The sequence below is a fragment of the Streptomyces sp. NPDC091289 genome (genome assembly GCF_044757365.1).
Taxonomy (GTDB): Bacteria; Actinomycetota; Actinomycetes; order Streptomycetales; family Streptomycetaceae; genus Streptomyces.
Window position 1 is genome coordinate 155,873 of the sequence record NZ_JBIVUT010000010.1, and the last position, 26,408, is coordinate 182,280.

Consider the following 26,408-nt stretch of genomic DNA (forward strand, 5'->3'; position numbering starts at 1 on the left):
GGCCCCACGTCCTGGCCGTCTCACGGCAGCAGGCGCTGTTCCTTCGCCACCGACACCGCGCCCGCGCGGGTGTCGACGCCGAGCTTGTCGTAGATCCGGCCCAGATGGGTCTTGACCGTGGCCTCGCTGATGAACAGGGCGCGGGCGATGTCGCGGTTGCCGAGGCCCTGGGAGAGCTGGGCCAGGATGTCGCGTTCGCGGTCGGTGAGAGTGGGGCGGGGGCTGCGCATCCGGGCCATGACCCGGCTGGCGACGGGGGCCGAGAGTGTGGTGCGGCCCTGGGCGGCGGACCGGATCGCGGCGAAGAGTTCCTCGGGGCGCTCCGCCTTCAGCAGATAACCGGTGGCCCCCGCCTCGATGGCCCGGGTGATGTCGGCGTCGGTGTCGTACGTGGTCAGCACCAGGACGTGGACCGTGCCGTCGGCCGCGATGCGGCGGGTCGCCTCGACGCCGTCGATGCCCTCGCCGAGCTGGAGGTCCATGAGGACGACGTCCGGGGTGAGCCGGGCGGCCAGCACCACCGCCTCCTCGCCGCTGCCGGCCTCGCCGACGACCTCGATGTCCGGTTCGCTGCCGAGGAGCGCCAGCAGCCCGGCGCGGACGACCACATGGTCGTCGCAGAGGAGGATCCGTACGGGGGCGGAGGACGGGGAAGGGGCCTGGGCGGGGTCGGTCATGCGGGGTCCTCCGGGGTGGTGAGTGCGAGCGGGACCTCGGCCGAGAGCACCGTGCCCTCGCCCGGCGTCGACTCGATCGTCAGCGTTCCGCCGAGCTGGTGCACGCGGGCCCGGATCGCGGGGAGTCCGTGGCCTCGGACGCCGTCCGCCGGGCGGGGGCCGCCGGGCTCCACCGTGAAGCCGCGGCCGTTGTCGCCGATGTCGAGGACCACCCGGTCGTCCAGGTGGGTCAGGGTCAGCCCGGCGGCGGTGGCGTCGGCGTGCTCCCGCACATTGGCCAGGGCCCCCTGGGCGATGCGCAGCAGGGCGGACTGCACCCGGTCCGGCAGCGGGGCGTGCGGGGTGCCCTCCACATGGCAGTGGACGGTGAGCGCGCCCGCCCCCTGGGAGCTCTCGCGGGCCGCCAGCGCGTGCAGGGCCGCCTCCAGGCCGCCGCCCTCCGCCAGGTCGGCCGGGGCCAGGTCGTGGACGAAGCGGCGGGCCTCGGCGAGGTTGCGTTCCGCGATGCCGGTGGCCGTACGGACATGGCGGCGGGCGGCGTCCGGGTCGGCGCTCCAGGTGCGGTCGGCCGCCTGGAGCAGCATCTGCTGGCTGGACAGGCCCTGCGCCAGGGTGTCGTGGATCTCCATGGAGAGCCGCTGGCGCTCGGCGAGGGTCCCCTCACGCCGCTCGGTGGCGGCCAGTTCGCGCCGGGTGCGGAGCAGGTCGTCGATCAGCTCGCGCTGACGCGTCGCCAGTTCCCGTTGGCGTACCGCCTGGCGTTGCATATGGACGAAGACGGCGGTCGCCACGGCCGCCACGGCGGGCGGGGCCAGGACCAGGTTCGGGTCGAAGCCGGTGGCCAGGCGCAGTTGCGCGGCCACCACGAACGCGGTGAGCAGGGCGACCAGGGCGAGGGCCGCGCGCGGCGGCAGGATGCGCAGCCCCGTGTAGAACAGCGGCACCGCGCACCACGCGAAGCTCGGCGCGAGGACGACCAGCACCATCCAGACGAGGACGAGTACGCCGAGCCAGGCGATCCGGCGCGGGGTGGGGCGCGAGCCCAGGACGGGGCCCAGGAGGTACAGCACCGCCAGGGTGATGGAGAGGGCGATGATCCACGGGGTGCGGGCCTCACCGGGGTGCCGCATCAGGAACCTGGTCAGCGAGGCGCCGAGCAGCAGGAAGAACGCGGCGTGCATGAGGAGGGCGAGCCAGCGGGCGTCGGGGTCGGGGCCGGGGCCGACCGGTCCGCCGTCCCCGTCGGCCCCGCTGCCCACCACGTCCCGAGGACCGCTTCGGTGGTGCACCTTTTACCTCGCGTTCCCTGTCGCTGCGCTGCCTCTGCCCCTTTTGACCTGCGTGGATCCCTCCATGGTGGCCCGGTCCGACCACCCCCGCATCAACCGATCGGCTGATGGGGGCGTCCGCCGGTCCGCGCGCCGCTTCCAGCCGGTACGTCGACCGTACGGGGCCGGATCCGCCGGGAGGATCGATACCAGAGCGAAACGCCCGGACCACTCCGGGCCGCTCCCCCCGAACGCACCGGGCCGCCCCGGATCACCAAGGAGCCACCATGAAGAAGCTGTCGCTGCGCACCCGTGTCGTCACCGGCGCCGTCGTCGTCGCCGCCCTCGGGGCCGGCACCTTCGGCGCGATGTCCGCGAGCGCCTCCGCCCCGGCGGCCGCCCCCGCCGCCGCGGTCAAGGCCGACACGAGCAACCGCAACCTCCAGCAGACGACGCACCTGACCGTCGCCGCCGCCACCAAGGCCGCGCAGGCCACGCTGGACGCGGCGAAGAAGGAGAACCAGCGGGTCTCCGTCGCGGTCGTCGACCGCAACGGCAACACCATCGTCACCCTGCGCGGCGACGGCGCGGGCCCGCAGTCCCCGGAGTCCGCGGTGAAGAAGGCGTACACCGCCGTCTCCTGGAACGCCACCACCTCCGAGCTGGCCGGGCGTCTGGAGCAGGCCCCGAACCTGAAGGACATCCCCGGCACCCTGTTCCTCGCGGGCGGCGCCCCGGTGCAGGTCAAGGGCGCTCCGGTGGCGGGCATCGGCGTGGCGGGCGCGCCCAGCGGCGACCTCGACGAGAAGTTCGCCCAGGCGGGCGTCGCCGCCCTCGCCCGGTAGCCACCTCCGCACGACCGACGGGAACGGAGTACCCATGAACGCCCTCGATCACGACCTGCTCACCGCCGCACGCACCGGCGACACCGAAGGTGTGCGCACTGCGATCGAGGGCGGCGCCCGGGTCGACGTCCGCGACGAGGAGGTGCGTACGCCGCTGCTCCTGGCGGTCCACGGCGACCACGTCGAGGCGGCCCGGCTGCTCGTGGCCGCCGGGGCCGACCCGGACGCCCAGGACCGGCGCGAGGAGAGCCCGTGGCTGGCCACCGGGGTCACCGGCAGCGTCGCGATGCTGCACGTGCTGCTGCCGGCCGGCCCGGACCTGACCCTGCGCAACCGGTTCGGCGGCGTGTCCCTCATCCCGGCGAGCGAACGCGGCCATGTCGCGTACGTACGGGAGGTGCTGCGGGCCACCGACATCGACGTCGACCACGTCAACCGGCTCGGCTGGACCGCCCTGCTGGAGGCGGTGATCCTCGGCGAGGGCGGGCTCGCGCACCAGCAGGTCGTGGAGCTGCTGCTCGCGGCCGGGGCGACCCGGGACCTGCCCGACGGCGACGGGGTGACACCCCTCGCCCACGCCGAACGGCGCGGCTTCGCCGAGCTCGCCGCCCTGCTGCGGGACGCCGCGTGACCGGCACCGACGGGACCGGCACCGGCGTGACGGGGACTCGCACGACCGGCATCCGCACGACCGGCATCCGCACGACCGGCACTCCCCGCCCCCGCCCCCGCGCCCGTCGCCTCACCCTTGCCACCCTCGGCCTCCTCGCCGCCGCCCTGCTCGCCGGGTGCGCGACCGGCACCACGGAGACGGCCCCGGGCACCCCCGACACGTCCGCCGCGACCGGCACCGTCGCGACCCCCGACCCCTCCCGCGCCCCCACCGGCCGCACCCCCGAAGGCACGCTCCTCGTCGCCGACTTCGGCAGCGACACCGTGACCTTCGTCGACCCCGGCCGGGACGGTTCCGGGGAGGGCGGGGCCCCCATCGCCTCGGTGAAGGTCGGCACCGCGCCCTACGGTCTCGTCGTCGGCGAGGACGGGCGGGCCTGGGTCGCCACCGCCGAGGGCGTCGCGGTCGTCGACACGCAGAAGCGGACCCGGCTCGCGCTCGTCCCGTACGCGACGGAGTCCGGCCCGGTCACCACCGGCGAGTACCGGGGCGGCGGCATGGGCATCGCCCTGGCCCCGGACGGGAACCACGTCTACGTCGGGGTCAACGTGCCCGGCGGCAATGGCGCGGTCGAGGTCATCGACACCGCGACCCGCGAGGTCACCGGCACCGCGCCGGTCGGCATGCGCCCCTTCGACGTGGACGTGTCACCGGACGGCCGCGAGGTGTACGCCACCGATCACGACTCGTTCGATGTCACGGCGGTGGACGCCCGCTCGCTGGAGACCCGGCGCATGGAGGTCGCCCCGTACGGCACGGAGGGCGGGCTCGGCTCCTGGCTGAAGCCGCACTACGCCGTCGTACGCCCCTCCGACGGCAAGCTGCTGCTGCCCTTCGAGGGGGAGCGGCTGGCGGTCCTCGACCCGCGCACCGGCGAGGTGACGATCGAGCGGATGACCGCGAACACCCACCAGCACGGCGCGGCCCTCGCCCCCGACGGCACCCTCCTCGTGGTCGGCACCGGCCCGATCGGCCCGGACGACGAGGACCCCTCGCTCACCGTCCGCACCCCCGACGGCGCGGAACGGGTCGTTCCGCTGGACGGGCCGCACGAGGACGTGGCGGTGTCGAAGGACGGCTCCACGGCGTACGTCACCGGCGGCTTCACCCGCGACGGGTACGGGAACGGCATCACGGTCGTCGACCTGGACGACACGAAGAGCGAGCCGGTCCGGCTGAAGGCCGGCAACCGACCTCTCGGTATCGCCGTCCTCTGAGCTGGAGCCGCCCGTTCTTCCCCCGAGGCGGGCGGCTCCTTCCGTCGGGGGGATCGCCCTGGGGGACATCGCCCGGGGGACGTCGCCCCGAGATCTAGGATCGACCGGGTGAATCGCCCCCGCCCGGCCCGCCGCCGCACCGCCCACGTCCCTCTGCTGCTCGCCCTCGCCCTCCTGGCCGGGGGCTGTGCGGGCGGGGTCGAGGGGACCCCGGGCGCGGTCGGGCTGCGCGATCCGTACTTCCCGGGGCTCGGCAACGGCGGCTACGACGTCACCCATTACGGCCTGGAGCTCGACGTCGACCCCGCCGCCGGCCATCTGCGCGGCACGGCCACGATCACCGCCCGCGCCACCCAGGACCTGAGCGCCTTCCACCTGGACCTCGCGGGGCTCGACGTGGAGAGCGCCACCGTCGAGGGGCGTCCGGCCGCCGTGAACCGGGCGGGCAAGGAGCTGACGATCCGTCCGGGCGCGGCGGTGGAGGACCGGCTGCGCAAGGGGCGCACGTTCACCACCGTCGTGCGCTACGCCGGCTCCCCGCAGGCCATCACCGACGCGGACGGCGAGCGGGAGGGCTGGCTGCGGACGGCGGACGGGGCGGTGGCCCTCGGCGAGCCGACCGGGTCCATGGCCTGGTTCCCCGGCAACCACCATCCGAGCGACAAGGCCGCGTACGACATCCGGATCACCGTTCCCGAACCGCTGACGGCCGTCTCCAACGGGGAGCTGGTCTCCCGGCGTACGGTCAACGGCCGCACCGCCTACCGCTGGGTGACCGCCGAACCGATGGCGAGCTATCTGGCGACCGTCGCCGTCGGGCGGTTCACCACCCGGGAGTCCGTCACACCCGAGGGCATCCGGCTGTTCACCGCCGTGGACCCGGAGTCGGCCGCCGCGAGCGAGGACGTGCTGGCGCGGATCCCGGCCGTACTGAAGTGGTCGGCCGACAGGTTCGGCCCGTACCCCTTCGCCTCCGCCGGGGCGATCGTCGAGCGGACGGGCGACTCGACCTACGCCCTGGAGACCCAGAACCGGCCCGTCTTCCCCGGCCCGCCCGACACCGCCCTGCTCGTCCACGAGTTGGCCCACCAGTGGTTCGGGAACTCCGTCACCCCCAGGACCTGGCGGGACATGTGGCTGAACGAGGGATTCGCCACGTACGCGGAGTGGCTCTGGGCCGCCGACCACGACGACGTACCGGTCCAGGAGAGCTTCGACGAGGCGTACGAGGACGATGACAACTGGGCGTTCCCGCCCGCCGATCCGCCCGCCGCCCTCGACCTCTCCGACCCGCCGGTCTACGGGCGCGGGGCGATGGTCGTGCACCGCATCCGGCTCGCCGTGGACGACGACGCGGAGTTCTTCGCCCTGGTCAGGGGGTGGACGAAGAAGTACCGGCACGGCAACGCCTCCACCGACGACTTCATCGCGTACGTGGAGGAGGAGACCGGGCAGGATCTCGGCAGGCTGTGGGACGCCTGGCTGTACGGCGGAAGCCGGCCACCCCTGAAGGGCTGACCGGCTTCCGTGTTCCCGTACTCCGTTGTGCAACGCGTTACTTGACGTTGACCCCGGTCCAGGTGGCCGAGACCGCCTTCAGCTCCTCGCTGTCCGCGCCGAACAGGTCGGTCGCCGCCTTCTCGGTCGCGACGCGCGCGCCCGCGTAGTCGGTGGTCGAGGTCATGTAGACGGAGAGCGCCTTGTACCAGATCTGGTACGCCTTCTCCCGGCCGATGCCCGTCAGCGTCGAGCCGTCGGAGGTCGGGGAGTCGTAGTCGACGCCGTTGATCGTCTTCTTTCCGCTGCCCTCGGCGAGCAGGTAGAAGAAGTGGTTGGCGACACCGGAGGAGTAGTGGACGTCGATGTTGCCGAGGTTCTCGTCCCAGTAGTCCGCCGAGCTGCCGTCCTTGCTCGGCTGGTCCATGTAGCGCAGCGGGGTGCCGTCGCCGTTGATGTCGATCTTCTCGCCGATGAGGTAGTCGCCGGCGTCCGAGGCGTTGTCGGCGAAGAACTCCACCGAGGCGCCGAGGATGTCGCTGGTCGCCTCGTTGAGGCCGCCGGACTCGCCCGCGTAGTCCAGGTTCGCGGTGGCGGAGGTGAGGCCGTGGGTCATCTCGTGGGCCGCGACGTCGATCGAGGTGAGCGCGTTCTTGTTGCCCTCGCCGTCGCCGTACGTCATGCAGAAGCAGCTGTCGTCCCAGAAGGCGTTGACGTAGGACTCGCCGTAGTGGACCCGGGAGTAGGCGGCCTTGCCGTCGCCCGCGATGCCGTCGCGACCGAGCTCCGACTTGTAGAAGTCCCAGGTCTTGGCCGCGCCGTAGTGGGCGTCGACGGCGGCGGTCTGCCGGTCCTCGCCGGTGCCGTCGCCCCAGGCGTCGTCGTCGTCCGTGACGAGTTCGCCGGTGCCGGAGGAGCCCTGGTTCAGGTCGTACGTCTTGTGCCCGCCGCGCTCGCCGTCGGTGAGCTCGAAGCCCGCGTCGGTCTTCGTGGTGGTGAGCTCGACCTCGCCGCTGTACTGGCTGTTGCCGGTGCCGGTCTCGATCGCCTCGTAGCTGTGCAGCTTCTCGCCGGTCGTGGCGTCGGTGATGGTGTGGACGCGGCTGGGCGTGCCGTCGTTCTGCACACCGGTCTTGACGGTCTCCCAGGCGAGGACGGGCGATCCGTTGCCCGCGTAGATCACCTTGCGGGCGCTCGCCGCGGCCTTCAGCTTCGGCGTCGTCGACGCCACGGCTATCTTCGCCTTCGTCGCCTTGTCCACGCTCTTCAGCGCGCCGTCGGCGGCGGTGTGGGTGACGAGGTCGCCGCCGAGGACGGGCAGGCCGTCGTAGGTGCGCTCGTAGCGGGTGTGGACCGTGCCCGAGGCGTCCTTGATGACGTCGCGGACGATCAGCTTCTCCTGGCCGCCGAGCTTCAGGGCCTTCGCCGCCGAAGAGGCGTCCGCCTGGGCCGACTTGATGGCCGTGGCGCGCTGCGCCGCGGGGTTCACACCGAGCGCGGCGGCCGTGGAGGGCGTCTTCGCGGTGGTACGGGCGTCGTCGTCGCCGGGCGTGGCGACGGCGGATCCGGCCTGGACACCGGCGACGACCATCGCGGCGACCGCCGCGAGTGCTGCGAGTCGTCGGGTGGTGCGGGTGCGGCCGGTGGCGCGGGAGTTGTGGGGGGTGGTGTGGAGGTTCATGTGTGTTCTCCGTTGGTCGTCCTGTGGGGGGACTACGAGCGGAGAGCGTGCCACCAAATGAGCGAAGTTGACGGTGTGCCGACAATTGCCTCACATTTTTTTGACCAGTTCTTGTACGAATGGGGTGCCGCGCTGTCCGGTATTCGGCGAAGTGGCGGCTTTTCGCCGTACGGAGTGCGTGAGATGACGTGCCCTCACACGCACGGGAGCCCCCGGCCGCGAAGGCGGTCGGGGGCTCCCGTGAAGCAGGGTGAAGCAGAGGTGCGCTCGGGTCAGAGGTTGACGCCGAAGTCGCTGGCGATGCCGCTCAGGCCGGAGGCGTACCCCTGGCCGACCGCGCGGAACTTCCACTCGGCGCCGTTGCGGTAGAGCTCGCCGAAGACCATGGCGGTCTCGGTGGCGGCGTCCTCGCTCAGGTCGTAGCGGGCGATCTCGGTGCCGCCGGCCTGGTTGAGGATGCGGATGTACGCGTTGCGGACCTGGCCGAAGTTCTGGCTGCGGGTCTCGGCGTCGTAGATGGAGACCGGGAAGACGATCTTGTCCACGTCGGCCGGCAGGCCCGCCAGGTTGACGTTGATCTGCTCGTCGTCGCCCTCGCCCTCACCCGTGACGTTGTCACCGGTGTGCACGATGGTCTGGTCCGGCGTCGCCTTGTTGTTGAAGAAGACGAAGTGTCCGTCCGAGACGACCTTGCCCGTCGGGTTGACCGCGATCGCCGAGGCGTCGAGGTCGAAGTCGGTGCCGGTGGTGGTGCGGACGTCCCAGCCGAGGCCGACCGTGACGGCGGTAAGGCCCGGTGCCTCCTTGGTGAGCGAGACGTTGCCGCCCTTGGACAGGCTTACTGCCATGGGAAGTCCCTTTCCTCGTCGTGTGCGGGCTTCGTGCCATCACGAAAGCTACCGTCACCCGTCATAACGCAAGTAGCAGACCATGAGGTTCCTGGTCGCTTTACTTTCTTTGCCGAACTTCGTCCTGACGAGACATGCCTGACGAGACATGCCTGACGAGACATCGGACACCGGGTGCAAAAGAAGGTGACGAACGGGGCGCGGGGAAGGGACCATGGGTGTCATGTCCGGGCCCTATGTCATCCGCGGCTCGGTCTCCCTCCCGGAGGCCGAGCTCATGTGGCGTTTCTCGCGGTCCTCCGGGCCCGGAGGACAGCACGTCAACACCAGTGACTCCCAGGTGGAGCTGCGCTTCGACCTGGCGGCGACCGACGCGCTCCCCGAGGTGTGGAAGGCGCGGGCGCTGGAGCGGCTCGCGGGCAGGATGGTGGGCGGGGTGGTCGCCGTACGGGCCTCCGAGCACCGCTCCCAGTGGCGCAACCGCGAGACGGCCGCCGTGCGGCTCGCCGCCCTCCTGGCCGAGGCCACCGCGCCGCCGCCCAAGCCCCGGATCAAGCGGAAGATCCCGCGCGGGATCAACGAGCGCAGGCTGCGCGAGAAGAAGCAGCGCGGCGACACCAAGCGCGGGCGCTCGGGCCGCGACTGGTGACACCGAGGGCCGCGCGCCGTAGGCCTGGTCGGCCGCGCGCCGTAGGTCCGGCCGGCAGGCGTCGGCCCGGCCGACCGCGCGCCGGTCCGGCCGGCAGGCGTCCGCCCGCGGAAACGGAACGGCCGTCAGCCCAACTGGCGGTAGCGCCCCTTGAAGTACGTCAGCGGATCGCCCTCCGCGCTCGGCAGGTCCGCCGTCAGCACCCGCCCGATCACCAGGGTGTGGTCCCCGGCCACCACGCGCTGCTCGGTGCGGCACTCCAGCGTCGCCAGCGCCCCGCCGATCAGCGGCGCGTGCGTCACCTCGCCCCGTACGTACGGGACGTCCTCGAACAGCAGCCGGTCGCTGATCCGGCCCTTCATGGCGAACCGGCCCGCGATGTGCCGCTGGCTCGCGGCCAGGACGGAGACCGCCCACAGCGGCTGCTCGTCCAGCAGGTCGTCCATCCGGGAGCCGTTGCGCAGGCTGACCGTCACCAGGGGCGGTTCCAGGGACACGGACATGAAGGCGGTCGCCGTCATGCCCACGTCCTCGCCCCGGCCGTCCTCGTCGAGGGGCGGTTCCTGGGCGGTGACCAGCACCACCCCGGCGGCCAGCCGCGCGAGTGCGGCACGGAACTCGTCGTTGCTCACCCCCTCAGCATGGGGGATGGGCTCGGGGCGCGGGGTGGGAGGCTTCGTCTGGAGCACACCCCGACGCTAACCGCGGGGGCGGGCCGGTCGCATCGGGCCAGGGGACCAGGCCGGTCCTAGGACCCCGGGCCCAGGTGCCCAGGATTCCGGCCAGGGCGGCGTGCGCGGGCGCACACAACAGGAACCGGTCCCTCCCGGTGACCGCCGAACGACTGCCGTCGCCGTGGGTCACCGGCGTATCATGATCATCTGTTGTGACTTGAGTCACAGAGTCCATTTTCTGCTGACCCTGTGTACCGGGTGCACAGCTCACTGTGATTCAGTGGCCGTGACACTGCAACAAGTACGTCGATATGAAACCTGGAGTTGCTGTCGAGGTCTCGGGGAGTGCGAGCGATGGAGGCCGAGTCGGAACCGTACGTCCGCCTTGCGACCATGCGGCAGCTGCATCAGGCTGTCGCTGATCTCAATACGGCGCGGAGTCTGGCGGACACGCTGCAGACCGTGGCCGACGGGATCGTCGAGGGCCTCGGTTACGAGCTGGGCTGCGTCAACCTGGTCCGGCCGGACGGCGACCTCGTCATCGCGGCCTTCGCGGGCAACGCCGCCGCCGAGGCGCTGATCACCGGCCGCGTCGGCTCCCGCGACTCCTGGGAGCGCCGGCTCTCCATGGGCGAGGCCTGGGACCAGCTGCGGTTCATCCCCCACACCGAGGGCTGGGTCCTCCTCGACGACGACGTACCCCAGTGGCACACCGAGGGGCCCGAACCCCGGTTCGAGGACGAGTGGCACCCGTTGGACCGGCTCTACGCCCCGATGTACGCCTCGGCGGGCGGCCGCGATCTTCTCGGGGTCATATCCGTCGACCGGCCGCGCAACGGACGCCGCCCCGGCGCGTGGGGGCGCGAAGCGCTCCAGATGTACGCCTCCCAGGCCGCCATCGCGATCAGCAACGCCCGCCTGCGGGCCAATATGCAGCGCGCCCTGGTCCGCCTGGAGCGGGAGCAGCAGGCGCTGCGGGCCAGCGAGGAGTCCTTCCGGCAGGCCTTCGAGTACGCGCCCAGCGGCATGGCCATCGCCGAGATGGGCGGCGACCAGCAGGGCAGGCTGCTGCGCACCAACGACGCCCTGTGCCGGCTGCTCGGCCGCCCCGTCTCCGTGCTCCGCCGCTACTCCTTCGCCGACCTGGTCCACCCCGAGGACATCGGCACCCTGCTGCGCACCTCCGCCGAGGGCGGCCGGGCCGAGCTGCGCCTCAGCCGCCGCGACGGCACCTATCTGTGGGTCTCGCTGCGCAACTCCGTCGTCGCCGACACCGCCGACGGACCGCGCTTCCTGCTCACGCATGTCGAGGACATAGAGGAGCGCAAGCGGCACGAGCTGAACCTCGCCCACCGCGCCTCGCACGACGCGCTGACCGGGCTGCCCAACAGCGCCGAGCTGAAGTCGCGGCTCAGCGCCCGGATCTGCGAGCGGCCGCACTCCCCGGCCGCGACCGCGATCGAGGCGCTGGACGCGGCGTACGGGGACGTCGAGTCGTCCCTGACCCACGGCTACCAGGCCGACGGCTACGAGGGCGAGGCGATCCCCGGCGGCGGGCCCTTCGACCACCATGTGCACACGGCGGCCCCGGACCCGGCGCACGACGACGGGACGAAGGGGCTCGCGGTCCTCTTCTGCGACCTCGACGGCTTCAAGTCCATCAACGACCGCTTCGGACACCACACCGGCGACGCCGTGCTCATCGAGGTCGCCCGGCGGCTGAGCACCTGTGTGCGCGACGGCGACACCGTCGCCCGGCTCGGGGGTGACGAATTCGTCGTCCTCGCCGACGGCCTCGGGGCGGCGGACGCCGCTGACCTGGCCGTTCGTCTGCGAAATGCCATCATTCCGCCCATAAGGGTCGACGGTCGCGCGGTCCGGGTCGGGGCGAGTTTCGGCATCGGCTGGGCCGAGTGCGGAATGACCGTGGAAGAGGTCCTGCGCTCCGCCGACCAGCGGATGTACGTGGAGAAGCGGTCCCGGTCGAAGGTTCACCGCAGGGCCGGATGACGTTCACGGCTCGTTTCTCCCCTACCCCGTACCCGTTCCCCGCAGGCCGTCCCGGTCCGTGATCGCAATTCGGGGCCTGCTCCGTTCGAGGTAGGCTCGGCCGGTCGGCGACGGCTGGCGACATGGTGAGGAGTGACCCAGGGATGACGGCCGGAAACAACGGCGCGAGCAAGCCCGAGGACGACGATCCGTTCGGCTATCTGTACGCGGACGGACAGGCGGCAGGCGCCCAGCCGCCCGGCCAGGGCGGCTACGGCTACCCGGGTCCGGCCGCGCAGCCGGGTGTGCCCAGAACGTCCTACAACCAGGTGCGTGCCGTCGGCGAGCGCCAGTACGGCCAGCAGCAGGTGCCGCAGCAGCAGGGCGGGTACGGCTACCCGCCCCAGCAGCAGTACGGCCAGCCCGCGCAGCAGTACAACCGGCCGAACCCGCAGTACGCGGCCCCCGAGACCTACCCCGGCGGCGCGTCCAACGGGCAGCCTCCGGCGCAGGGCGGTCACGGCGGCGGCCCGGGGCGCGGCGGTCCGAACACGAAGGCGCTCCTGATCGCGGCGGTCGCCGTGGTCGCGGTCGTCCTCATCGGCATCGGAGCCGCCCTGCTCACGGGCGACGACGGCGACAAGGACGACAAGAAGGACGAGGCGTCCTCCTCGCAGGGCTCCGCCGGCCAGGTCGAGGAGTCGAAGAAGCCGGAGAAGAAGCCCGAGGAGACGCCGAAGCCGGTCGAGCTGCCGAAGCAGGACGCGGCGACGCTGACGCTGGGCGGCACGGCGGCCCTGGACTCCACGGTCAAGGGCGCCAAGGGCGCGAACGGCAACTACATCAACCTGAACGAGGTCGGCCGCTCGGCCACCTGGTCGGTGGAGGTGCCCGAGGCCGGCGCGTACACCCTGTACGTGACCTACGGCGTGCCCGGCAAGGACGCGAAGACGACCCTGACGGTCAACGCGCAGGAGCCCCGCTCCATCAACATGACGAACTTCGCGAAGGCCGCCGAGGGCGATCTGGAGAAGGGCTGGACGAACACGTTCGCCTACGTCCAGCTCGACAAGGGCGCCAACACCCTCAAGCTGTCCTGCGAGACGGGCGACGAGTGCGACGCCAATCTCGACCAGCTGGAGCTGAAGTCGGGCCACATCAAGAAGAACGGCTGACGGCCACTTCCCGTACGTACGCCCTGATCACCGCCCAGGTGGTCAGGGCGTCGGCGTGTGCGGCTCCACCGTGACGCGCGGCAGCAGCTCCGCGTAGGCCGCCGCGTCGAACTCGCCGGCCGTCGGGGCCAGCACGGTCGCCGTCGACAGGGCCACCGCCCGGGCCAGCCGCTCCGGCCAGGGCAGGCCCTCGGCCAGGGCGGAGAGCAGCCCGGCCACCGCCGAGTCGCCCGCGCCGGTCGGGTTGCCGCGCACCGGGGCGGGCGGGGCGGCCCGCCAGACGCCGTCCGGGGTGACGGCGAGCACGCCCTCCGGGCCGAGCGACGCGATCACGGCGTGGGCTCCCCGGCGGCGGGCGTCGCCCGCGGCGCGCAGGGGTTCGCGGGAGCCGGTCAGCTGGGCCAGCTCCTCCGCGTTCGGCTTGACCAGGTCGGGGCGGGCGGCGATGCCCCGGCGGAGCGGTTCGCCGCTGGTGTCCAGGAGGACGGGCACGGCGGCGGCGCGGGCGATCCGGACCAGTTCCGCGTAGGCCCCGACATGGATGCCGGGCGGCAGGGAACCGCAGAGCGCGACCGCCTCCGCCCCGGCGGTCAGCTCCTCGTACGTCCGCAGGAAGGCGGCCCATTCGTCGGGGCTCACCTGCGGTCCCGGCTCGTTGAGCTGGGTGGTGTCGCCGGTCGAGCGGTCGGTGATCGCGAGCGTGCGACGGGTGTTCCCGGCCACGGGCACGAGGGCGTCGCGCGGCGGGAGCGGGGCGAGGAGATCGCGCAGGACGCCTCCGGTCGCCCCGCCGACGAAGCCGGTGACGACGGTGTCGTGGCCCAGCGCGCCGAGCACCCGGGCGACGTTGAGGCCCTTGCCGCCGGGGCGTTCGGTGACCTCGCCGACCCGGTGGCTGCTGTGCGGGACGAGCGCGTCGACGGTGTACGTCACGTCGAGCGCGGTGTTCAGAGTGACGGTCAGGATCACCTGCCGGCCCCTCCCTCGGTCTGTGCTCCTGGCGGCCCGTGCCCGGACGGCGGCACGCGATTCTGATGATCATGTCAAAGCGGTGGCGGTCGGCCCAGTCCCGCGGGCCGACCGCCATCTCTTCGTTACGTGCGTCGCGCGGCCCGCCGGCCGGCCTCAGACCGTCTTCGGCTCGATGATCCACTCGCCCCGGCGCATGACGCCCTTGAGGACGAAGTCCTCGTCGAGGACCACCAGGTCGGCGTCCTTGCCCGGGTCCAGCGAGCCGACCCGGTCGTAGACGCCGAGCAGCCGGGCCGGGTTGGCGGAGATGGACCGGACGACGTCCTCGACCGGGATCTCGTCGAGGGTGACGGCCCGGCGGAACGCGGTGTCCAGGGTGAGCGTGGAGCCGGCGATCGAGCCGCCCTCCACCAGCCGGGCCACCCCGTCGGTGACCTCGACCGCGAGCGGGCCGAGCTGGTACTCCCCGTCGCCGAAGCCGGCGGCGTCCATCGCGTCGGTGATCAGCGCGACGCGGCCCGCGCCCTTGTGGCGGTAGGCCAGCTCCAGGACGGCCGGGTGCAGATGCGTGCCGTCGTTGATCAGCTCGACGGTGATCCGGTCGTCCTCCAGGAGGGCGGCGATCGGGCCGGGCTCGCGGTGGGCGAGCGGCGGCATCGCGTTGAACAGGTGGGTGGCGACGGTCGCGCCCGCGTCGATGGCCTCGACGGTCTGCTCGTACGTCGCGTCCGTGTGGCCGATCGCGGCGATGACGCCGTGCTCGGCGAGCAGCCGTACGGAGTCGATGCCGCCGGGCAGCTCGGTGGCGAGGGTGAACATCCGGGCGGTGCCGCGCGCCGCGTCCAGCAGCTTGCGGACCTCGGCCGGGTCGGGGTCGCGCAGCAGTTCCTCGCTGTGGGCGCCCTTGCGGCACGGCGAGATGAAGGGGCCCTCGAAGTGGATCCCGGCCAGGTCGCCCTGCTCGACCAGCTCGGACAGGACGCCCGCGCGCCGGGCGAGGAAGTCCATCTCGCCGGTGACCGTGGAGGCGACCATCGTGGTGGTGCCGTGCTCGCGGTGCGTACGGATGCCGGTGAGGACCTCGTCCACGGTGCCGGAGGTGAAGGAGGCCCCGCCGCCGCCGTGGTTGTGCATGTCCACGAAGCCGGGGACCACCCAGTGGCCGGAGAGGTCGACGGTCCGGGCGCCCTCGGGTGCGGAGGCGGCGATGCGGGTGCCCTCGACGGTCACCCGGCCGTCCTCGACGGTGCCGGTGGGGAGCACCACCCGGGCGCCGGCGAGAACGGTGCTGTCTGCTGCGCGTCCGGCCATCAGGCGGAAACCTCCGTGGAGAGTAGATCCCAGGCGAGCAGCCCCGCGCCCAGGCATCCGGCGGTGTCCCCGAGGGCCGCCGGGACGATGTGGGGCAGCTTCTGGAACGTGATCCGTTCCTCGACGGCCGCACGCAGTGGTGTGAACAAGGTTTCCCCGGCTTCGGCGAGACCGCCACCGATGATGAGCGTGCCGGGGTCGAGGAGAGTGAGCGCGGTGACGAGGCCGGCGGCGAGCGCGTCGATCGCGTCCTGCCAGACCCGGACCGCCGCCGGGTCGCTCGACTCGACGGCCTTCGCGCAGTCCGCGGCGTCCGCCCCGGGGTCCCCGGAGGCGGCGGCCCAGGCCCGGGTCACCGCGGCGGCGGAGGCCAGCGTCTCCAGACAGCCGCGCTGGCCGCAGCTGCAGTCGGGGCCGTCCGGGCGGACCACGATGTGGCCGATCTCGCCCGCGTCCCCGTGGGCGCCCGCCTCGATGCCCCCCGCGATGCCGATGGCCCCGGCGATCCCGGTGCCTAGCGGGACGAACAGGAAGCGGTCCGCGCCCCGCCCGGCCCCGATCCGGCCCTCGGCGAGCCCGCCGGTGCGGACGTCGTGGCCGAGGGCGACGGGGACGCCAAGGCGCTCGCCGAGCAGGGCGCGCAGCGGTACGTCGCGCCAGCCCAGGTTCGCGGCGTACACCGCGATGCCCTTCTCGGCGTCGACGATGCCGGGCACGGCGACCCCCGCGGCGACGGCGCTCTCGCCGAGGTGCTCCTCGCCGTGGGCGCGCAGATCTGCCGCGAACGCGAGGATCGACTCGACGACCGCGTCGGCGCCGCGCTCCCGGCCGGTGGCCCGCCGCGCCTCGTGGAGGAGGGTGCCGTCGGTCCCGACCAGTGCGGCCTTCATTCCGGTGCCGCCCACATCGAGGGCGATGACATGTCTCACGGGAGACAGTTTCGCCCGCCGACCCCCAATAGGTCTAGTCCACTAGCGAGGTTTGTTGCGCACCCATACAAAATGATGAACGAGTGAAGGCGGGGCGTTTTCCGCCGGAAAGTCACTAATGGGAAGCCCGGATCGGGGGAATCCGGCCTAAAGGTCTGGACCAAGATACGGGTCGGGGGCTCCGACTGCCAGTACCGGTAAGCCAGTTGTGGCCTCCGGAGTCCCTATACGTTGCCGAAGCGATACGCCGGTGGTGTAGACCTTCGCGTCGGCAATGGGGGAAAATCGCAGTTCATCCGGACGGTGTCCAGGACAGGGCGGCACTGCCGCGGCCGAGCAGAGGCCGCCGGCCGACGCCGTGCGCACCGTCCGTGAGCAGGTGTATCAACGAGGATGGGCGAGGCTGTGCAGCGGCGCTTTTTGGGTCTGACCGCGGTGGTGGCCGCGCTGGGAATGACGGCAACGTTGTCGGGCTGCGGGGGTGACACCGGCTCGGTCGACGTCACGCTCAAGCTGGTGGCCGCCGACTACGGCACCGGCCCGGAGAACAGCTCCGAGAAGTACTGGAGCGGGGTCGCGACAGGCTTCGAGAAGGAGCACCCCGGCATCAAGGTCGACGTCACCGTCCTGTCGTGGAAGGACGTCGACCGCGAGGTCGCCGCGATGGTCAAGGCCGGCAACGCCCCGGACATCGCCCAGATCGGCGCGTACGCGGACTACGCCAAGCAGGGCAAGCTCTACACCGCCGACGAGACGCTCGCGATCCGCACCGTGGCGAACTTCCTCCCGTCGCTCACCGACGCGGGCAAGGTCAACGGCACGCTCTACGGCATGCCCTTCGTCGCCAGCACTCGGCTGCTCTTCTACAACCAGAAGCTCTTCGGCGACGCGGGTCTGGACGCCCCCGAGACCTGGGACGACATCCGCAACGACGCCACGGCGCTGAAGGCGAAGGGCGTCGAATACCCCTTCGCCCTGCCGCTCGGCCAGGAGGAGGCCCAGGCCGAGACCCTGATGTGGCTCCTCAGCGGCAACGGCGGCTACACGGACGACGTCGGCTCCTACGACATCGACTCGGCCGAGAACGTCGCCACGTTCCGCTGGCTGCGGGACAACCTCGTCGGCAAGGGCCTCACCGGCCCGGTCGCCCCGGGCAAGCTGGACCGGGCGAAGGCGTTCGAGGCGTTCGCCGGGGGCAAGGTCGGCATGCTCAACGGCCACCCCACCCTGATGGACGAGGCCGAGGCCAAGGGCATCAAGGTCGGCATGGTGCCGCTGCCCGGCGCCGACGGCCCGACCAAGGGCTCCATGGGCGTCGCCGACTGGATGATGGGCTTCAAGGAGAACGGCCACCGCCAGGAGATCGGCAAGTTCCTCGACTACGCCTACTCCGACGAGAACGTGCTGGAGTTCGCCGAGGAGTACGACCTGCTCCCGGTGACCGGCAGTGCCTCCGCCGCGATGGAGGCCGACAAGAAGCACAAGAAGCTGCACGAGTTCCTGGCCGCGCTGCCCAACTCGACGCTTCCCCCGTTCGGCAAGACGTCCTGGGCCACGGTCAGCGACGCGATCAAGAAGAACATCGGCAGCGCGGTCGCGCCGGGCAGCAACCCCGAGAGCATCCTCGGCGGGATAGCGGCCGAGGCGACCCAGGCGGAGGCCGCCGAGTAGCGGCCGTGGGGCGCGGGGCGCGGGCGCGGTGTCGGGGGCGGGTATTAGGTTGGTTGATATGACCGCCCCCGACCCTGCCGCCGCCGACGGCCCCGCTCCGTCGCCGGCCTCCGAGCTGTCCGTACGGGACCGGGCGCTGCTGGCCCTGGAGCGGCGGTCCTGGGCGGGGCCCGGGGCGAAGGAACGGGCGATCCGGGAGGAGCTCGGGATCTCGCCGGTCCGCTACTACCAGCTGCTGAACGCGCTGATCGGGGACGAGCGGGCGCTGCGGGAGGATCCGGTCACGGTGAATCGGTTGCGGCGGGTGCGGGACGCGCGGCGCGGGCGGCGCTGAGCTCGGGCTTTCGGGGGCTCCGCCCCCGGGCCCCCGCTCCTCAATCGCCGGAGGGGCTTGAAAAGCCCCGGGCCCCGCTCCTCGAAGGTCGGAGGGCTTGAAATGCCCCGGCCCCCGCTCCTCAATCGCCGGAGGGGCTTGAGGAGCGGGCGCTCGAGTTCTACGGGGCGCAGCCCATCACCAGGTCCACCGCCCGGTCCAGGCAGCCTCGTTCGTGGTCGGTCAGGTGGGGGTTCGCCTGTTGGCGGGTGCGGGCCAGGGCCAGGTCGGCGGCCGACGCGCCGCCGTCGTCGGCGAGTTCCGTCAGGAGCGCCGCCAGCAGGGGCCGTACGTCCGCCCCGGCCGGGAACTCCGGGTCGAGCGCGACCCGGGCCAGGATCAGCGCCGACATCGCGCGGTCGAGGCCGGGCGGGCCCTCCGCCGCGGTGTCCCAGTCGATCACCACCGCGCCGTCCTGCGACAGGATCACGTTCTGCGGATGCAGGTCCAGGTGGAGCACGCAGTCCTCCGGGTTCGCCGAGACCCGGGGCGGTATGGCGTGGAGCTCGCGCAGCAGCCGGGCCAGCAGCGCGCCCGCCTCGGCCGCCCCCACCCGCCCCGCCAGCAGCGCCTCGGCCAGGGTCGGACCGGTCAGCCGCTGCAGCACCAGATCCGTGGGGCGGGCCCCCTCGGCGGGCGGACCGATGCGCGGCACGGGGAACCCGAAGGCGCCGACGTACGACATCACGGCCAGCTCCTCCGTGGTGTCGGCGCGGTCCCGGTAACGGCGAAGGACCCAGGAGCCGTCGAGTGCGTACACGTCGGCGGTGCGTCCCGAGCCCAGAAGTTGCCCTGTGTGCATGAGGGCGAACCTACCCGGGCGCCCCGCCGAAAGGGAGACGGCTTCCGGCTTCGCCCCATAACGCGGAGGGAGGGGGGTGAACGGGATCTCCTGCGACGGGTGTCGCCGCCGCTACGGTTTCGGCAATTCCCTGGTCCGGACCAACCCCCGCCGGATCCGGACACCCCTGAACCAAGGAGAGTTACGTGGAGAGAACCACGCTCCGCAGACGCGCCCTCGTCGCCGGCACCGCCACGGTGGCCGTGGGTGCGCTCGCCCTCGCCGGGCTCACCGGCGTGGCGTCCGCCGACCCCGCGGGCACCACCGCCCCGCCGGTCTCCGCCGACAGCCTGTCGCCCGGACTGCTGGCCGCCATGGAACGCGACCTCGGCCTGGACGCGGACGACGCGCGCAGCCGGATAGCCAACGAGTACCGCGCCGCCGCCGTCGCCGCCGGTCTGGAGAAGTCCCTCGGCGCCAGCTTCGCCGGAGCCCGGGTCAGCGGCACGAAGGCGGCCCTGACCGTCGCCACCACCGACGCCTCCCAGACCGCCCGGATCACCGGGGCCGGGGCGAAGGCCGAGGTCGTCGGCCACAGCCTGGACCGGCTCGAAGGCGTCAAGGAGGCCCTCGACAGGGCCGCGCTGCGCAAGGCGCCCAAGGACGTGCCCGTCTGGTACGTCGACGTCGAGGCCAACCGGGTCGTCGTGAACGCCGCGAGCACCGCCGCCGGAGCCGCGTTCCTGAAGACGGCCGGCGTCGACAGCGGCCTCGTCACCGTCGCCCGGTCCGCCGAACAGCCCCGCGCCCTCGCCGACCTGCGGGGCGGCGACGCGTACTACATGAACGGCTCCGGCCGCTGTTCCATCGGCTTCTCGGTGAAGCGCGGCACCCAGAACGGCTTCGCCACGGCGGGCCACTGCGGACGGGTCGGCACCACCACCAACGGCTTCAACCAGCAGGCCCAGGGCACCTTCCAGGGCTCGACCTTCCCCGGCCGCGACTACGCCTGGGTCGCCACCAACGCCAACTGGACCCCGCGCCCGACGGTCAACGGCTACGGGCGGGGCGACGTCACCGTCGCCGGATCCACCTCGTCCGTCGTCGGCGCCTCGGTCTGCCGCTCCGGCTCCACCACCGGCTGGCACTGCGGCACCATCCAGCAGCTCAACACCAGCGTCACCTACCCGGAGGGCACCATCTCCGGCGTGACCCGCACCAGCGTCTGCGCGGAGCCGGGCGACTCCGGCGGCTCGTACATCTCCGGCAACCAGGCGCAGGGCGTCACCTCCGGCGGCTCGGGCAACTGCTCCTCCGGCGGTACGACGTACTTCCAGCCGCTCAACCCGCTGCTCCAGGCGTACGGGCTGACCCTGGTCACCAGCGGTACGCCCACCGACCCGCCCACCACGCCGCCGACCGACCCGCCCACCGACCCGCCGGGCGGCACCTGGGCGGCCGGCACCACCTACGCCGCCGGAGCCACGGTGACGTACGGCGGAGCGACCTACCGCTGCCTCCAGGGACACACGGCCCAGCCCGGCTGGACCCCCGCCGCCGTCCCGGCGCTCTGGCAGCGGGTCTGACCAACCCCGGCCCGTACGGGTGTCACCCGGCACCCGTACGGGCGGCACCGCCCGTCCGGCGTCACCGAACCTCCTGAACCTCTCCGCCTCCCCGCACCGAGGACTCCGAGGAAACCGTCATGACCCCACCCATGGACAACGCGAGCCCCCACGACCCCAACGCGTCCGACGAGGCGTCGGGCGACCGGTGGCGGATCAGCCGCAAGGGCCTCCTGAAGGCCGCGCTCGTCGCGAGCGCCGCGCCCCTGCTCGCCGGAGGGGGCGTCGCGCTCGCCCGGGACGCCGTCTCCACCGGGAACGGGCCGCTGGCCCCCACCCCGGAGTGCGACGACGGCGACGACACGACGCCCCCGCAGATGGAGGGGCCGTACTTCAAGCCCAACTCGCCGCTCCGCACCAGCCTGGTGTCCCCGGGCACGCCCGGCGTACCGCTCACCGTGAGCGGCTATGTCTTCGGCCGGGCCTGCCGGCCCATCTCCGGGGCGCTGCTCGACTTCTGGCAGGCGGACACCAACGGGGCCTACGACATGGCCCAGTTCGCCTTCCGGGGACACCAGTTCACCGGGGCGGACGGGTCGTTCAGCCTCACCACCGTCGTGCCGGGCCTCTACCCGGGCCGTACGCGCCATCTCCACGTGAAGGCACAGGCGCCCGGCGGCCGCATCCTCACCACCCAGCTGTACTTCCCGGACGAGCCGCGCAACAACACCGACGCGCTGTTCGACCCGGAGCTGCTGATGAACGTCCGCGACGCCGGAAACGGGCGCCAGGGCACCTTCGACTTCGTCCTGGACGTCGCCCAGACGCCCGGCCCGACCGATCCGCCCACCGACCCACCGACCGAGCCGGGGACCAGTTGGGCCTCCGGCGCCTCCTACCGCGCGGGTGACCGCGTGACCTACGGCGGGGTCGCCTACCGCTGTCTGCAGGCGCACCAGGCCGTACCCGGCTGGGAGCCGCCGAACGTCCCCGCGTTGTGGGAACGCGGGTAGACGCAGGACAGCGAGCGCGCACCACCGCCCGCGCCCCGTTCACGCCGTCCGGCGCGTGAACGGGGCGCTTCCCTGTTCCGGAAACTTTTCCCGGATCGGCCGAAACATTTGCCCGGCCCCGTCGCGTCATACAGGGGGAAGGGCGGAACGGATGGACGGACGGGGGAGGGTATGAGGGCGTCGCGCACCGAGGAGTTCCGCGTGTTCGCGGCCGGCCGGGCCGGCCATCTGTTCCGCTCGGCCTGCCTGCTGACCAGCGGCGATGTGCATCTCGCCGAGGACCTGGTGCAGGAGACGCTGAGCCGGATGTACGTGTTGTGGGGCCGGGCCCGCCGGATCGACAACCCGGCGGCGTACGCGCAGACCGTGCTCGTGCGGACCTTCCTGACCCACCGGCGACGGCGCTCCGCGAGCGAACGCCCGCTGGCCGAACTGCCCGAGGGCGCCCCGGCCGCCCCCGACGACCCGGCGCTGCGGATGACGCTGCTCCAGGCGCTGGCCCAGCTGGCTCCCAAGGACCGTGCGGTCGTGGTCCTGCGGTACTGGGAGGACCGCAGCATCGAGGAGACCGCCGCCGCCCTCCAGGTCAGCCCGGCCGCCGTCCGGACCCGCTGTGTGCGGGCGCTCGGGCGGCTGCGTGATCTGCTCGGCGGCAGCATCGCGGAGTTCGCCGCCCGCTGACTTCCGGGCTTCTGACTTCCGGGCTTCTGCCCGACCGGTCCCCCCCCCGGGGCCGTCAACCGTTGTGCATCCAGAGTGAGAAGTGGTGATTTCCCATGCCCATGGACGATGACATGCCCTTTGAGGACGGACTCGGCGAGGAACTCCGTCGTACCGGCGGGGGTTTCGAGCTGACCGGCCGCACCGCCGTGGTGGACGGCGCGCTGGAGCAGGGGCGGCGCAGGCTGCGCCGCCGCCGGGCCGCCGCCGTGGCGGGCAGCGTGCTGGCCCTGGCCCTCGTCGGCGGCGGGGTGACGTTCGCGACCGGAGCGCTGAACGCCGCCGGCGACGGGTCGGGGGTCGCGAACAGCGGACCGGCCGCGCCGACGGCCGGAGCCACCACCCCCACGAGCGTGGCCGAACCCACGCCCGCCCCGTCCGCGCCCGCCTCTCCGTCGCCCGCCTCTCCGTCGACCGCCCCGGAGAGCACCCCCGAGCCGGGGCCCCCGCTCGACTACACGCTGCTGATGCCGACCTTCCGCGCCCTGCTGCCCGAGGGGCTGACCGTGAGCGACGAGACGGACAGCGAGGACGAGTTCGCCTCGGTCGTCGTCGACGACGGCAAGGGCCGGTCCCTCGTGCAGATCAATGTGCAGCGCGACATGCGGGACGTGGCCGGCGATCTGTACGGCGAGGCGACCACCCTGCCCGACGGCACCCTGCTCGCCACCTCGAAGGCGCCCGGCGAGAAGGGCGGCGCGGGGGTCGTGTGGTGGACGGCGGACACGATGCGCCCCGACGGCATGCGGGTCGTCGTCTCGGCCTTCAACTCCGGCGAGCAGTCCACGCCCGCCACCCGCCCGGAGCCGGCGCTCACCATGGACCAGCTCACCGCCCTGGCCACCAGCCCGGAATGGCTGAAGCTCCAGCAGCGGTAGGCACGCCGCGGGGTGTCATTTGGCGTCCGCGTACCGCTCCACCACCGCCGTCGTGAAGGGGAACCGCACCGGGGTCTGCCCGAAGGCGGTCCGGCCGGCCAGCTCGCCCGCCGCGCGGATCGCCTCGGCGACGGCGGCACTCTCCCCGGCCGGGCAGTGCACGATCACCTCGTCGTGCTGGAAGAACACCAACTGCGCCCGCAGCCCCTGCTCGAAGAGCGCCCGGCGCAGCCCGGCCAGGAGCAGCAGCGCCCAGTCGGCCGCGCTGCCCTGCACCACGAAGTTACGGGTGAAGCGCCCCCGGGCCCGTGCCGTACCGCCGCCGGACGCGGCCCCGGAGCCCCGGTCGCCCTCGGGACCCTCCTGGGGGATGCCCGCCTCCTCGTCCTGGCCCGCCAGCGCGACCGGCGGGCTGGTCCGGCCCAGCCAGGTCCGCACCACCCGCCCCTCCTCGCCCGCCCGGGCCGCGTCGTCGACATAGGCGACGGCGAGCGGGAAGCGGCGGCGCAGTGCGGCCAGGTTCTTCAGGCCGTCGCCGGACGTCTGGCCGTAGATCGCACCGAGCAGCGCCAGCTTGGCGTGCTCGCGGTCGCCGGAGAACGCCCGGTCGGACAGGGCCTTGTAGAGGTCGCCGTCGTGACCGGCCACCTCCATCAGGCCCCGGTCGCGGGAGATCGCCGCCAGCACCCGGGGCTCCATCTGGTCGGCGTCCGCGACGACGAGCCGCCACCCCTCGTCGGCGACGACGGCCTGCCGTATCACCTTGGGGATCTGGAGGGCCCCGCCGCCGTTGGTCGTCCAGCGGCCGCTGACCGTGCCGCCCGGCTGGTACTCCGGGCGGAACCGGCCCTCGCGCACCCAGTCCTGGAGCCAGGACCAGCCGTGCGCCGTCCAGATCCGGTACAGCTTCTTGTACGCGATCAGCGGCTCGACCGCCGGATGGTCCACCTCCTCCAGCTCCCACCGCCGGGTCGACTTCACCGGGATCCCGGCCTGCGCGAACGCCTTCACCACATCGGCGGGCAGGTCCGGGCGGACCCTTCTGCCGAACGCCGCCGACACCTCGTCCGCCAGCTCCGCGAGTCTTCGGGGCTCGCCGCCGCCCGCGTACCGCTCGCCGAGCAGTCCGTTCAGCAGCTCCCGGTGGACGTCGGCGCGCCAGGGCAGCCCGGCCCGGTGCATCTCGGCGGCCACGAGCATCCCCGCCGACTCCGACGCGGTCAGCAGCCGCATCCGGTCCGGGTGCTCCGCCGTGTCGTGGCGGCGCAGCTGGTCCGCGTAGACCCGCAGCAGCCCCTCGAACGGCACCCCGGTCCCCGACGACGGCTCGAAGAGGGAGGACTGCGCGCCCGGTTCGGCGGACCGGGCGGGCGGATCGGGCGGCACCGGCGCGTTGTCGAGGCGGGCCAGCGCGGCGGCGGCCGACCGGGGCTCGCCGAGCCGCCCGGCGTGGCCGAGCAGCAGCAGCTCGGCGCACTCGATGTCGTAGCACCGCTCGACCCGGACCCCGGCGGCCAGCAGCCGGGGGTAGATCCCGGCGGTCGACCGCCACACCCAGCGCGCCACACCGGGCCGGGAGCGGACCGCCTCGACGAGGTCGGGCTCGGCGACGACGGGACCGGCGGGCGTGCCGTCCCGGGCCAGCGGCGCGAGCAGCGCCCCGCCCCCGTCCGCAGCCGCCACCGCCCACCGTTCGGTCATGGGTGCGAGTCTGGCACCCGCCACTGACAGTGCCCGGAAGCGGGGACCGGCCTGTCGGTGCGGCCGCCTACCCTTGGCCGGATGGAATCGGTGATCGACCGGGCGTGCGCGGCGGCCCTCTACGCGGAGGGCGACGCCGCCCTGGACGCCGGCGCGTCCCTGCTCGCCGCCGCCCCGGACGCCGACGACCGGGCGCACCGGCGCGGCGAGGAGTTCGTACGCCGGGCGTGGGACCGGGGCTGGCACCCGGCCGACCTGATCCGGTTCGTCCGCCGCGAGCTGGACGAGCGGCGGGCGGCGCTGGCCGCGACCCTGATCGCCGCCGAGACCGCCCGGTACGCGGAGCTGCCGCCCCGCTGGCGGCAGCAGCTCGCCGAGCTTCCGCCGCCCGCGCCCCGCAACCGCCCCGACCGGTTCTCCTACGCCGCCGATCTGCTGGAGCTGTACCGGCTGCTGCTGCGGCTGCCCGCCATCGAGCCGGTGGGACCGCCGCCCGGCACGGTCGCCGACGACCTGCACCGGCCGCCCGCCGCCGACGAGCCCCGCATGCTCACCCGGATCCGGGCGCTGCTGGCGAAGGCCGAGGCGACCGGCTTCCCGGAGGAGGCCGAGGCGCTGACCACCAAGGCGCAGGAGCTGATGGCCCGGCACAGCATCGACGAGGCCCTCCTCGCCGCCCGGACGCGGAGCCGTGAGACGCCGGGCGCCTGCCGGATCGGGGTGGAGCCCCCGTACGAGAGCGCCAAGGCGATCCTGCTCGACGCCGTCGCCTCGGCGAACCGCTGCCGGGCCGTGTGGAACGAGGACCTCGGCTTCACCACGGTCGTCGGCTTCGAGCCGGACCTGGAGGCCGTCGAGCTGCTGTTCACCTCCCTGCTCGTCCAGGGGACGGCCGCGATGACCCGGGCGGAGGCCGGACAGCGGGCCGGGGGCCGCAAGCGGACCAAGACCTTCCGGCAGGCGTTCCTGATGGGGTACGCCCAGCGCCTCGGCCGCCGGCTCGCCGACGGGGCCGAGCGGATCACGGCGGCGGCCGGCTCCGACGCGGACCAGGGCGGCGCCGGGTTGCTGCCCGTCCTCGCCGCCCGCGATGTCGCGGTCACCGACACCGCCGGGCGGATGTTCCCGAGGACCACGACCACCCGGGTCCGGGGCGTGAGCGACCTGGACGGCTGGACGCACGGCACCGAGGCCGCCGACCGGGCCCGCATGGGAGGCGCGCGGACCGGCGCATCCCCCCGACCCGATGGCGAAATCACGCCATAAGTCGAGCTTGTCCGAGATTGCACGGTTAGGCTCGG

At 73.0% G+C, this 26,408-nt stretch carries 24 protein-coding genes; 14 read left to right on the forward strand and 10 right to left on the reverse strand.

The genetic code is table 11. From position 1 onward, the window contains the following. Positions 1 to 20 precede the first annotated feature (20 nt). Together ACIQPT_RS15465 and ACIQPT_RS15470 are read right to left on the reverse strand one after the other, a co-directional pair. Positions 21 to 677, reverse strand: coding sequence for a response regulator (locus ACIQPT_RS15465; protein WP_401156188.1), 657 nt, complete (start codon positions 675 to 677; stop codon positions 21 to 23). Continuing rightward, the gene (locus ACIQPT_RS15470; protein ID WP_401156189.1) at positions 674 to 1,966 is read right to left on the reverse strand and encodes a sensor histidine kinase; all 1,293 of its coding nucleotides are present in this window, start codon (positions 1,964 to 1,966) and stop codon (positions 674 to 676) included. Before ACIQPT_RS15470 ends, ACIQPT_RS15465 begins: the two co-directional genes overlap by 4 nt. Before the next feature lie 266 nt (positions 1,967 to 2,232). Between ACIQPT_RS15470 and ACIQPT_RS15475 the strand changes: the two genes are divergently transcribed. The 4 genes from ACIQPT_RS15475 to ACIQPT_RS15490 all read left to right on the forward strand — a co-directional run bounded on the left by ACIQPT_RS15475 (position 2,233) and on the right by ACIQPT_RS15490 (position 6,198). Then, positions 2,233 to 2,790 (forward strand): heme-binding protein, encoded by a 558-nt coding sequence (locus ACIQPT_RS15475; RefSeq protein ID WP_401156190.1) that lies wholly within the window; start codon positions 2,233 to 2,235, stop codon positions 2,788 to 2,790. Positions 2,791 to 2,824: 34 nt separating this feature from the next. Then, positions 2,825 to 3,421 (forward strand): ankyrin repeat domain-containing protein, encoded by a 597-nt coding sequence (locus ACIQPT_RS15480; protein ID WP_401156192.1) that lies wholly within the window; start codon positions 2,825 to 2,827, stop codon positions 3,419 to 3,421. Positions 3,422 to 3,471: 50 nt separating this feature from the next. Then, positions 3,472 to 4,680, forward strand: coding sequence for a YncE family protein (locus tag ACIQPT_RS15485; RefSeq protein ID WP_401156352.1), 1,209 nt, complete (start codon positions 3,472 to 3,474; stop codon positions 4,678 to 4,680). A 108-nt stretch (positions 4,681 to 4,788) separates the two neighbouring features. Continuing rightward, complete coding sequence (locus ACIQPT_RS15490) at positions 4,789 to 6,198, forward strand: M1 family metallopeptidase (RefSeq protein WP_401156194.1); 1,410 nt, start codon at positions 4,789 to 4,791, stop codon at positions 6,196 to 6,198. 37 nt (positions 6,199 to 6,235) lie between these two features. Here ACIQPT_RS15490 and ACIQPT_RS15495 read toward each other — a convergent pair whose 3' ends face one another. Next, a complete protein-coding gene (locus ACIQPT_RS15495) occupies positions 6,236 to 7,858 on the reverse strand; it encodes a M4 family metallopeptidase (RefSeq protein ID WP_401156195.1) in 1,623 nt (540 codons plus the stop codon). Positions 7,859 to 8,130: 272 nt separating this feature from the next. Then, positions 8,131 to 8,706, reverse strand: coding sequence for a TerD family protein (locus ACIQPT_RS15500; RefSeq protein ID WP_401156196.1), 576 nt, complete (start codon positions 8,704 to 8,706; stop codon positions 8,131 to 8,133). A 214-nt stretch (positions 8,707 to 8,920) separates the two neighbouring features. On the opposite strand from ACIQPT_RS15500, the gene arfB reads away from it, so the two are divergent. Then, positions 8,921 to 9,355, forward strand: coding sequence for an alternative ribosome rescue aminoacyl-tRNA hydrolase ArfB (gene arfB / locus ACIQPT_RS15505; protein ID WP_401156197.1), 435 nt, complete (start codon positions 8,921 to 8,923; stop codon positions 9,353 to 9,355). Between the two features lie 125 nt (positions 9,356 to 9,480). Here the strand turns inward: arfB and ACIQPT_RS15510 are convergent, their stop codons facing one another. Next, complete coding sequence (locus tag ACIQPT_RS15510; protein WP_401156199.1) at positions 9,481 to 9,987, reverse strand: flavin reductase family protein; 507 nt, start codon at positions 9,985 to 9,987, stop codon at positions 9,481 to 9,483. Between the two features lie 396 nt (positions 9,988 to 10,383). On the opposite strand from ACIQPT_RS15510, the gene cdgB reads away from it, so the two are divergent. Together cdgB and ACIQPT_RS15520 are read left to right on the forward strand one after the other, a co-directional pair. After that, positions 10,384 to 12,039: a diguanylate cyclase CdgB gene (cdgB, locus tag ACIQPT_RS15515; RefSeq protein WP_401156201.1), complete on the forward strand. Its 1,656-nt coding sequence runs from the start codon at positions 10,384 to 10,386 to the stop codon at positions 12,037 to 12,039. Positions 12,040 to 12,182: 143 nt separating this feature from the next. Then, positions 12,183 to 13,193: a carbohydrate-binding protein gene (locus ACIQPT_RS15520; protein ID WP_401156202.1), complete on the forward strand. Its 1,011-nt coding sequence runs from the start codon at positions 12,183 to 12,185 to the stop codon at positions 13,191 to 13,193. Between the two features lie 42 nt (positions 13,194 to 13,235). Here the strand turns inward: ACIQPT_RS15520 and ACIQPT_RS15525 are convergent, their stop codons facing one another. The 3 genes from ACIQPT_RS15525 to ACIQPT_RS15535 form a co-directional block, all read right to left on the reverse strand. Next, the gene (locus ACIQPT_RS15525; RefSeq protein ID WP_401156204.1) at positions 13,236 to 14,162 is read right to left on the reverse strand and encodes a 1-phosphofructokinase family hexose kinase; all 927 of its coding nucleotides are present in this window, start codon (positions 14,160 to 14,162) and stop codon (positions 13,236 to 13,238) included. Between the two features lie 156 nt (positions 14,163 to 14,318). Further along, on the reverse strand, positions 14,319 to 15,476 hold the full coding sequence (gene nagA / locus ACIQPT_RS15530) for an N-acetylglucosamine-6-phosphate deacetylase (RefSeq protein ID WP_401156205.1): 1,158 nt from the start codon (positions 15,474 to 15,476) through the stop codon (positions 14,319 to 14,321). Further along, positions 15,476 to 16,366, reverse strand: a complete 891-nt coding sequence (locus ACIQPT_RS15535) for an ROK family protein (RefSeq protein ID WP_401156354.1) — start codon at positions 16,364 to 16,366, stop codon at positions 15,476 to 15,478. Before ACIQPT_RS15535 ends, nagA begins: the two co-directional genes overlap by 1 nt. A gap of 432 nt (positions 16,367 to 16,798) precedes the next feature. On the opposite strand from ACIQPT_RS15535, the gene ACIQPT_RS15540 reads away from it, so the two are divergent. Beyond that, positions 16,799 to 18,076: an ABC transporter substrate-binding protein gene (locus ACIQPT_RS15540; RefSeq protein ID WP_401156206.1), complete on the forward strand. Its 1,278-nt coding sequence runs from the start codon at positions 16,799 to 16,801 to the stop codon at positions 18,074 to 18,076. Positions 18,077 to 18,134: 58 nt separating this feature from the next. Continuing rightward, positions 18,135 to 18,410, forward strand: coding sequence for a DUF3263 domain-containing protein (locus ACIQPT_RS15545; protein WP_401156208.1), 276 nt, complete (start codon positions 18,135 to 18,137; stop codon positions 18,408 to 18,410). Positions 18,411 to 18,570: 160 nt separating this feature from the next. Here the strand turns inward: ACIQPT_RS15545 and ACIQPT_RS15550 are convergent, their stop codons facing one another. Beyond that, positions 18,571 to 19,251: a phosphotransferase gene (locus ACIQPT_RS15550; protein ID WP_401156210.1), complete on the reverse strand. Its 681-nt coding sequence runs from the start codon at positions 19,249 to 19,251 to the stop codon at positions 18,571 to 18,573. Between the two features lie 185 nt (positions 19,252 to 19,436). Between ACIQPT_RS15550 and ACIQPT_RS15555 the strand changes: the two genes are divergently transcribed. The 4 genes from ACIQPT_RS15555 (at position 19,437) to ACIQPT_RS15570 (ending at position 23,406) form a co-directional block, all read left to right on the forward strand. Then, positions 19,437 to 20,816, forward strand: a complete 1,380-nt coding sequence (locus ACIQPT_RS15555; RefSeq protein WP_401156212.1) for an alpha-lytic protease prodomain-containing protein — start codon at positions 19,437 to 19,439, stop codon at positions 20,814 to 20,816. A 131-nt stretch (positions 20,817 to 20,947) separates the two neighbouring features. Further along, positions 20,948 to 21,808 carry a carbohydrate-binding protein gene (locus tag ACIQPT_RS15560; RefSeq protein ID WP_401156356.1) on the forward strand — a complete coding sequence of 287 codons (861 nt, stop codon included), beginning with the start codon at positions 20,948 to 20,950 and terminating at the stop codon, positions 21,806 to 21,808. A 171-nt stretch (positions 21,809 to 21,979) separates the two neighbouring features. Further along, entirely contained in the window at positions 21,980 to 22,489 is a 510-nt protein-coding gene (locus ACIQPT_RS15565; protein ID WP_401156214.1) for a SigE family RNA polymerase sigma factor, read from the forward strand. 113 nt (positions 22,490 to 22,602) lie between these two features. Further along, positions 22,603 to 23,406: a hypothetical protein gene (locus ACIQPT_RS15570; RefSeq protein WP_401156216.1), complete on the forward strand. Its 804-nt coding sequence runs from the start codon at positions 22,603 to 22,605 to the stop codon at positions 23,404 to 23,406. A gap of 15 nt (positions 23,407 to 23,421) precedes the next feature. Here ACIQPT_RS15570 and ACIQPT_RS15575 read toward each other — a convergent pair whose 3' ends face one another. Further along, a complete protein-coding gene (locus ACIQPT_RS15575) occupies positions 23,422 to 25,107 on the reverse strand; it encodes a bifunctional 3'-5' exonuclease/DNA polymerase (protein ID WP_401156218.1) in 1,686 nt (561 codons plus the stop codon). Positions 25,108 to 25,188: 81 nt separating this feature from the next. On the opposite strand from ACIQPT_RS15575, the gene ACIQPT_RS15580 reads away from it, so the two are divergent. Further along, positions 25,189 to 26,373, forward strand: a complete 1,185-nt coding sequence (locus ACIQPT_RS15580) for a DUF2786 domain-containing protein (protein ID WP_401156220.1) — start codon at positions 25,189 to 25,191, stop codon at positions 26,371 to 26,373. The last annotated feature ends 35 nt before the right edge of the window (positions 26,374 to 26,408 follow it).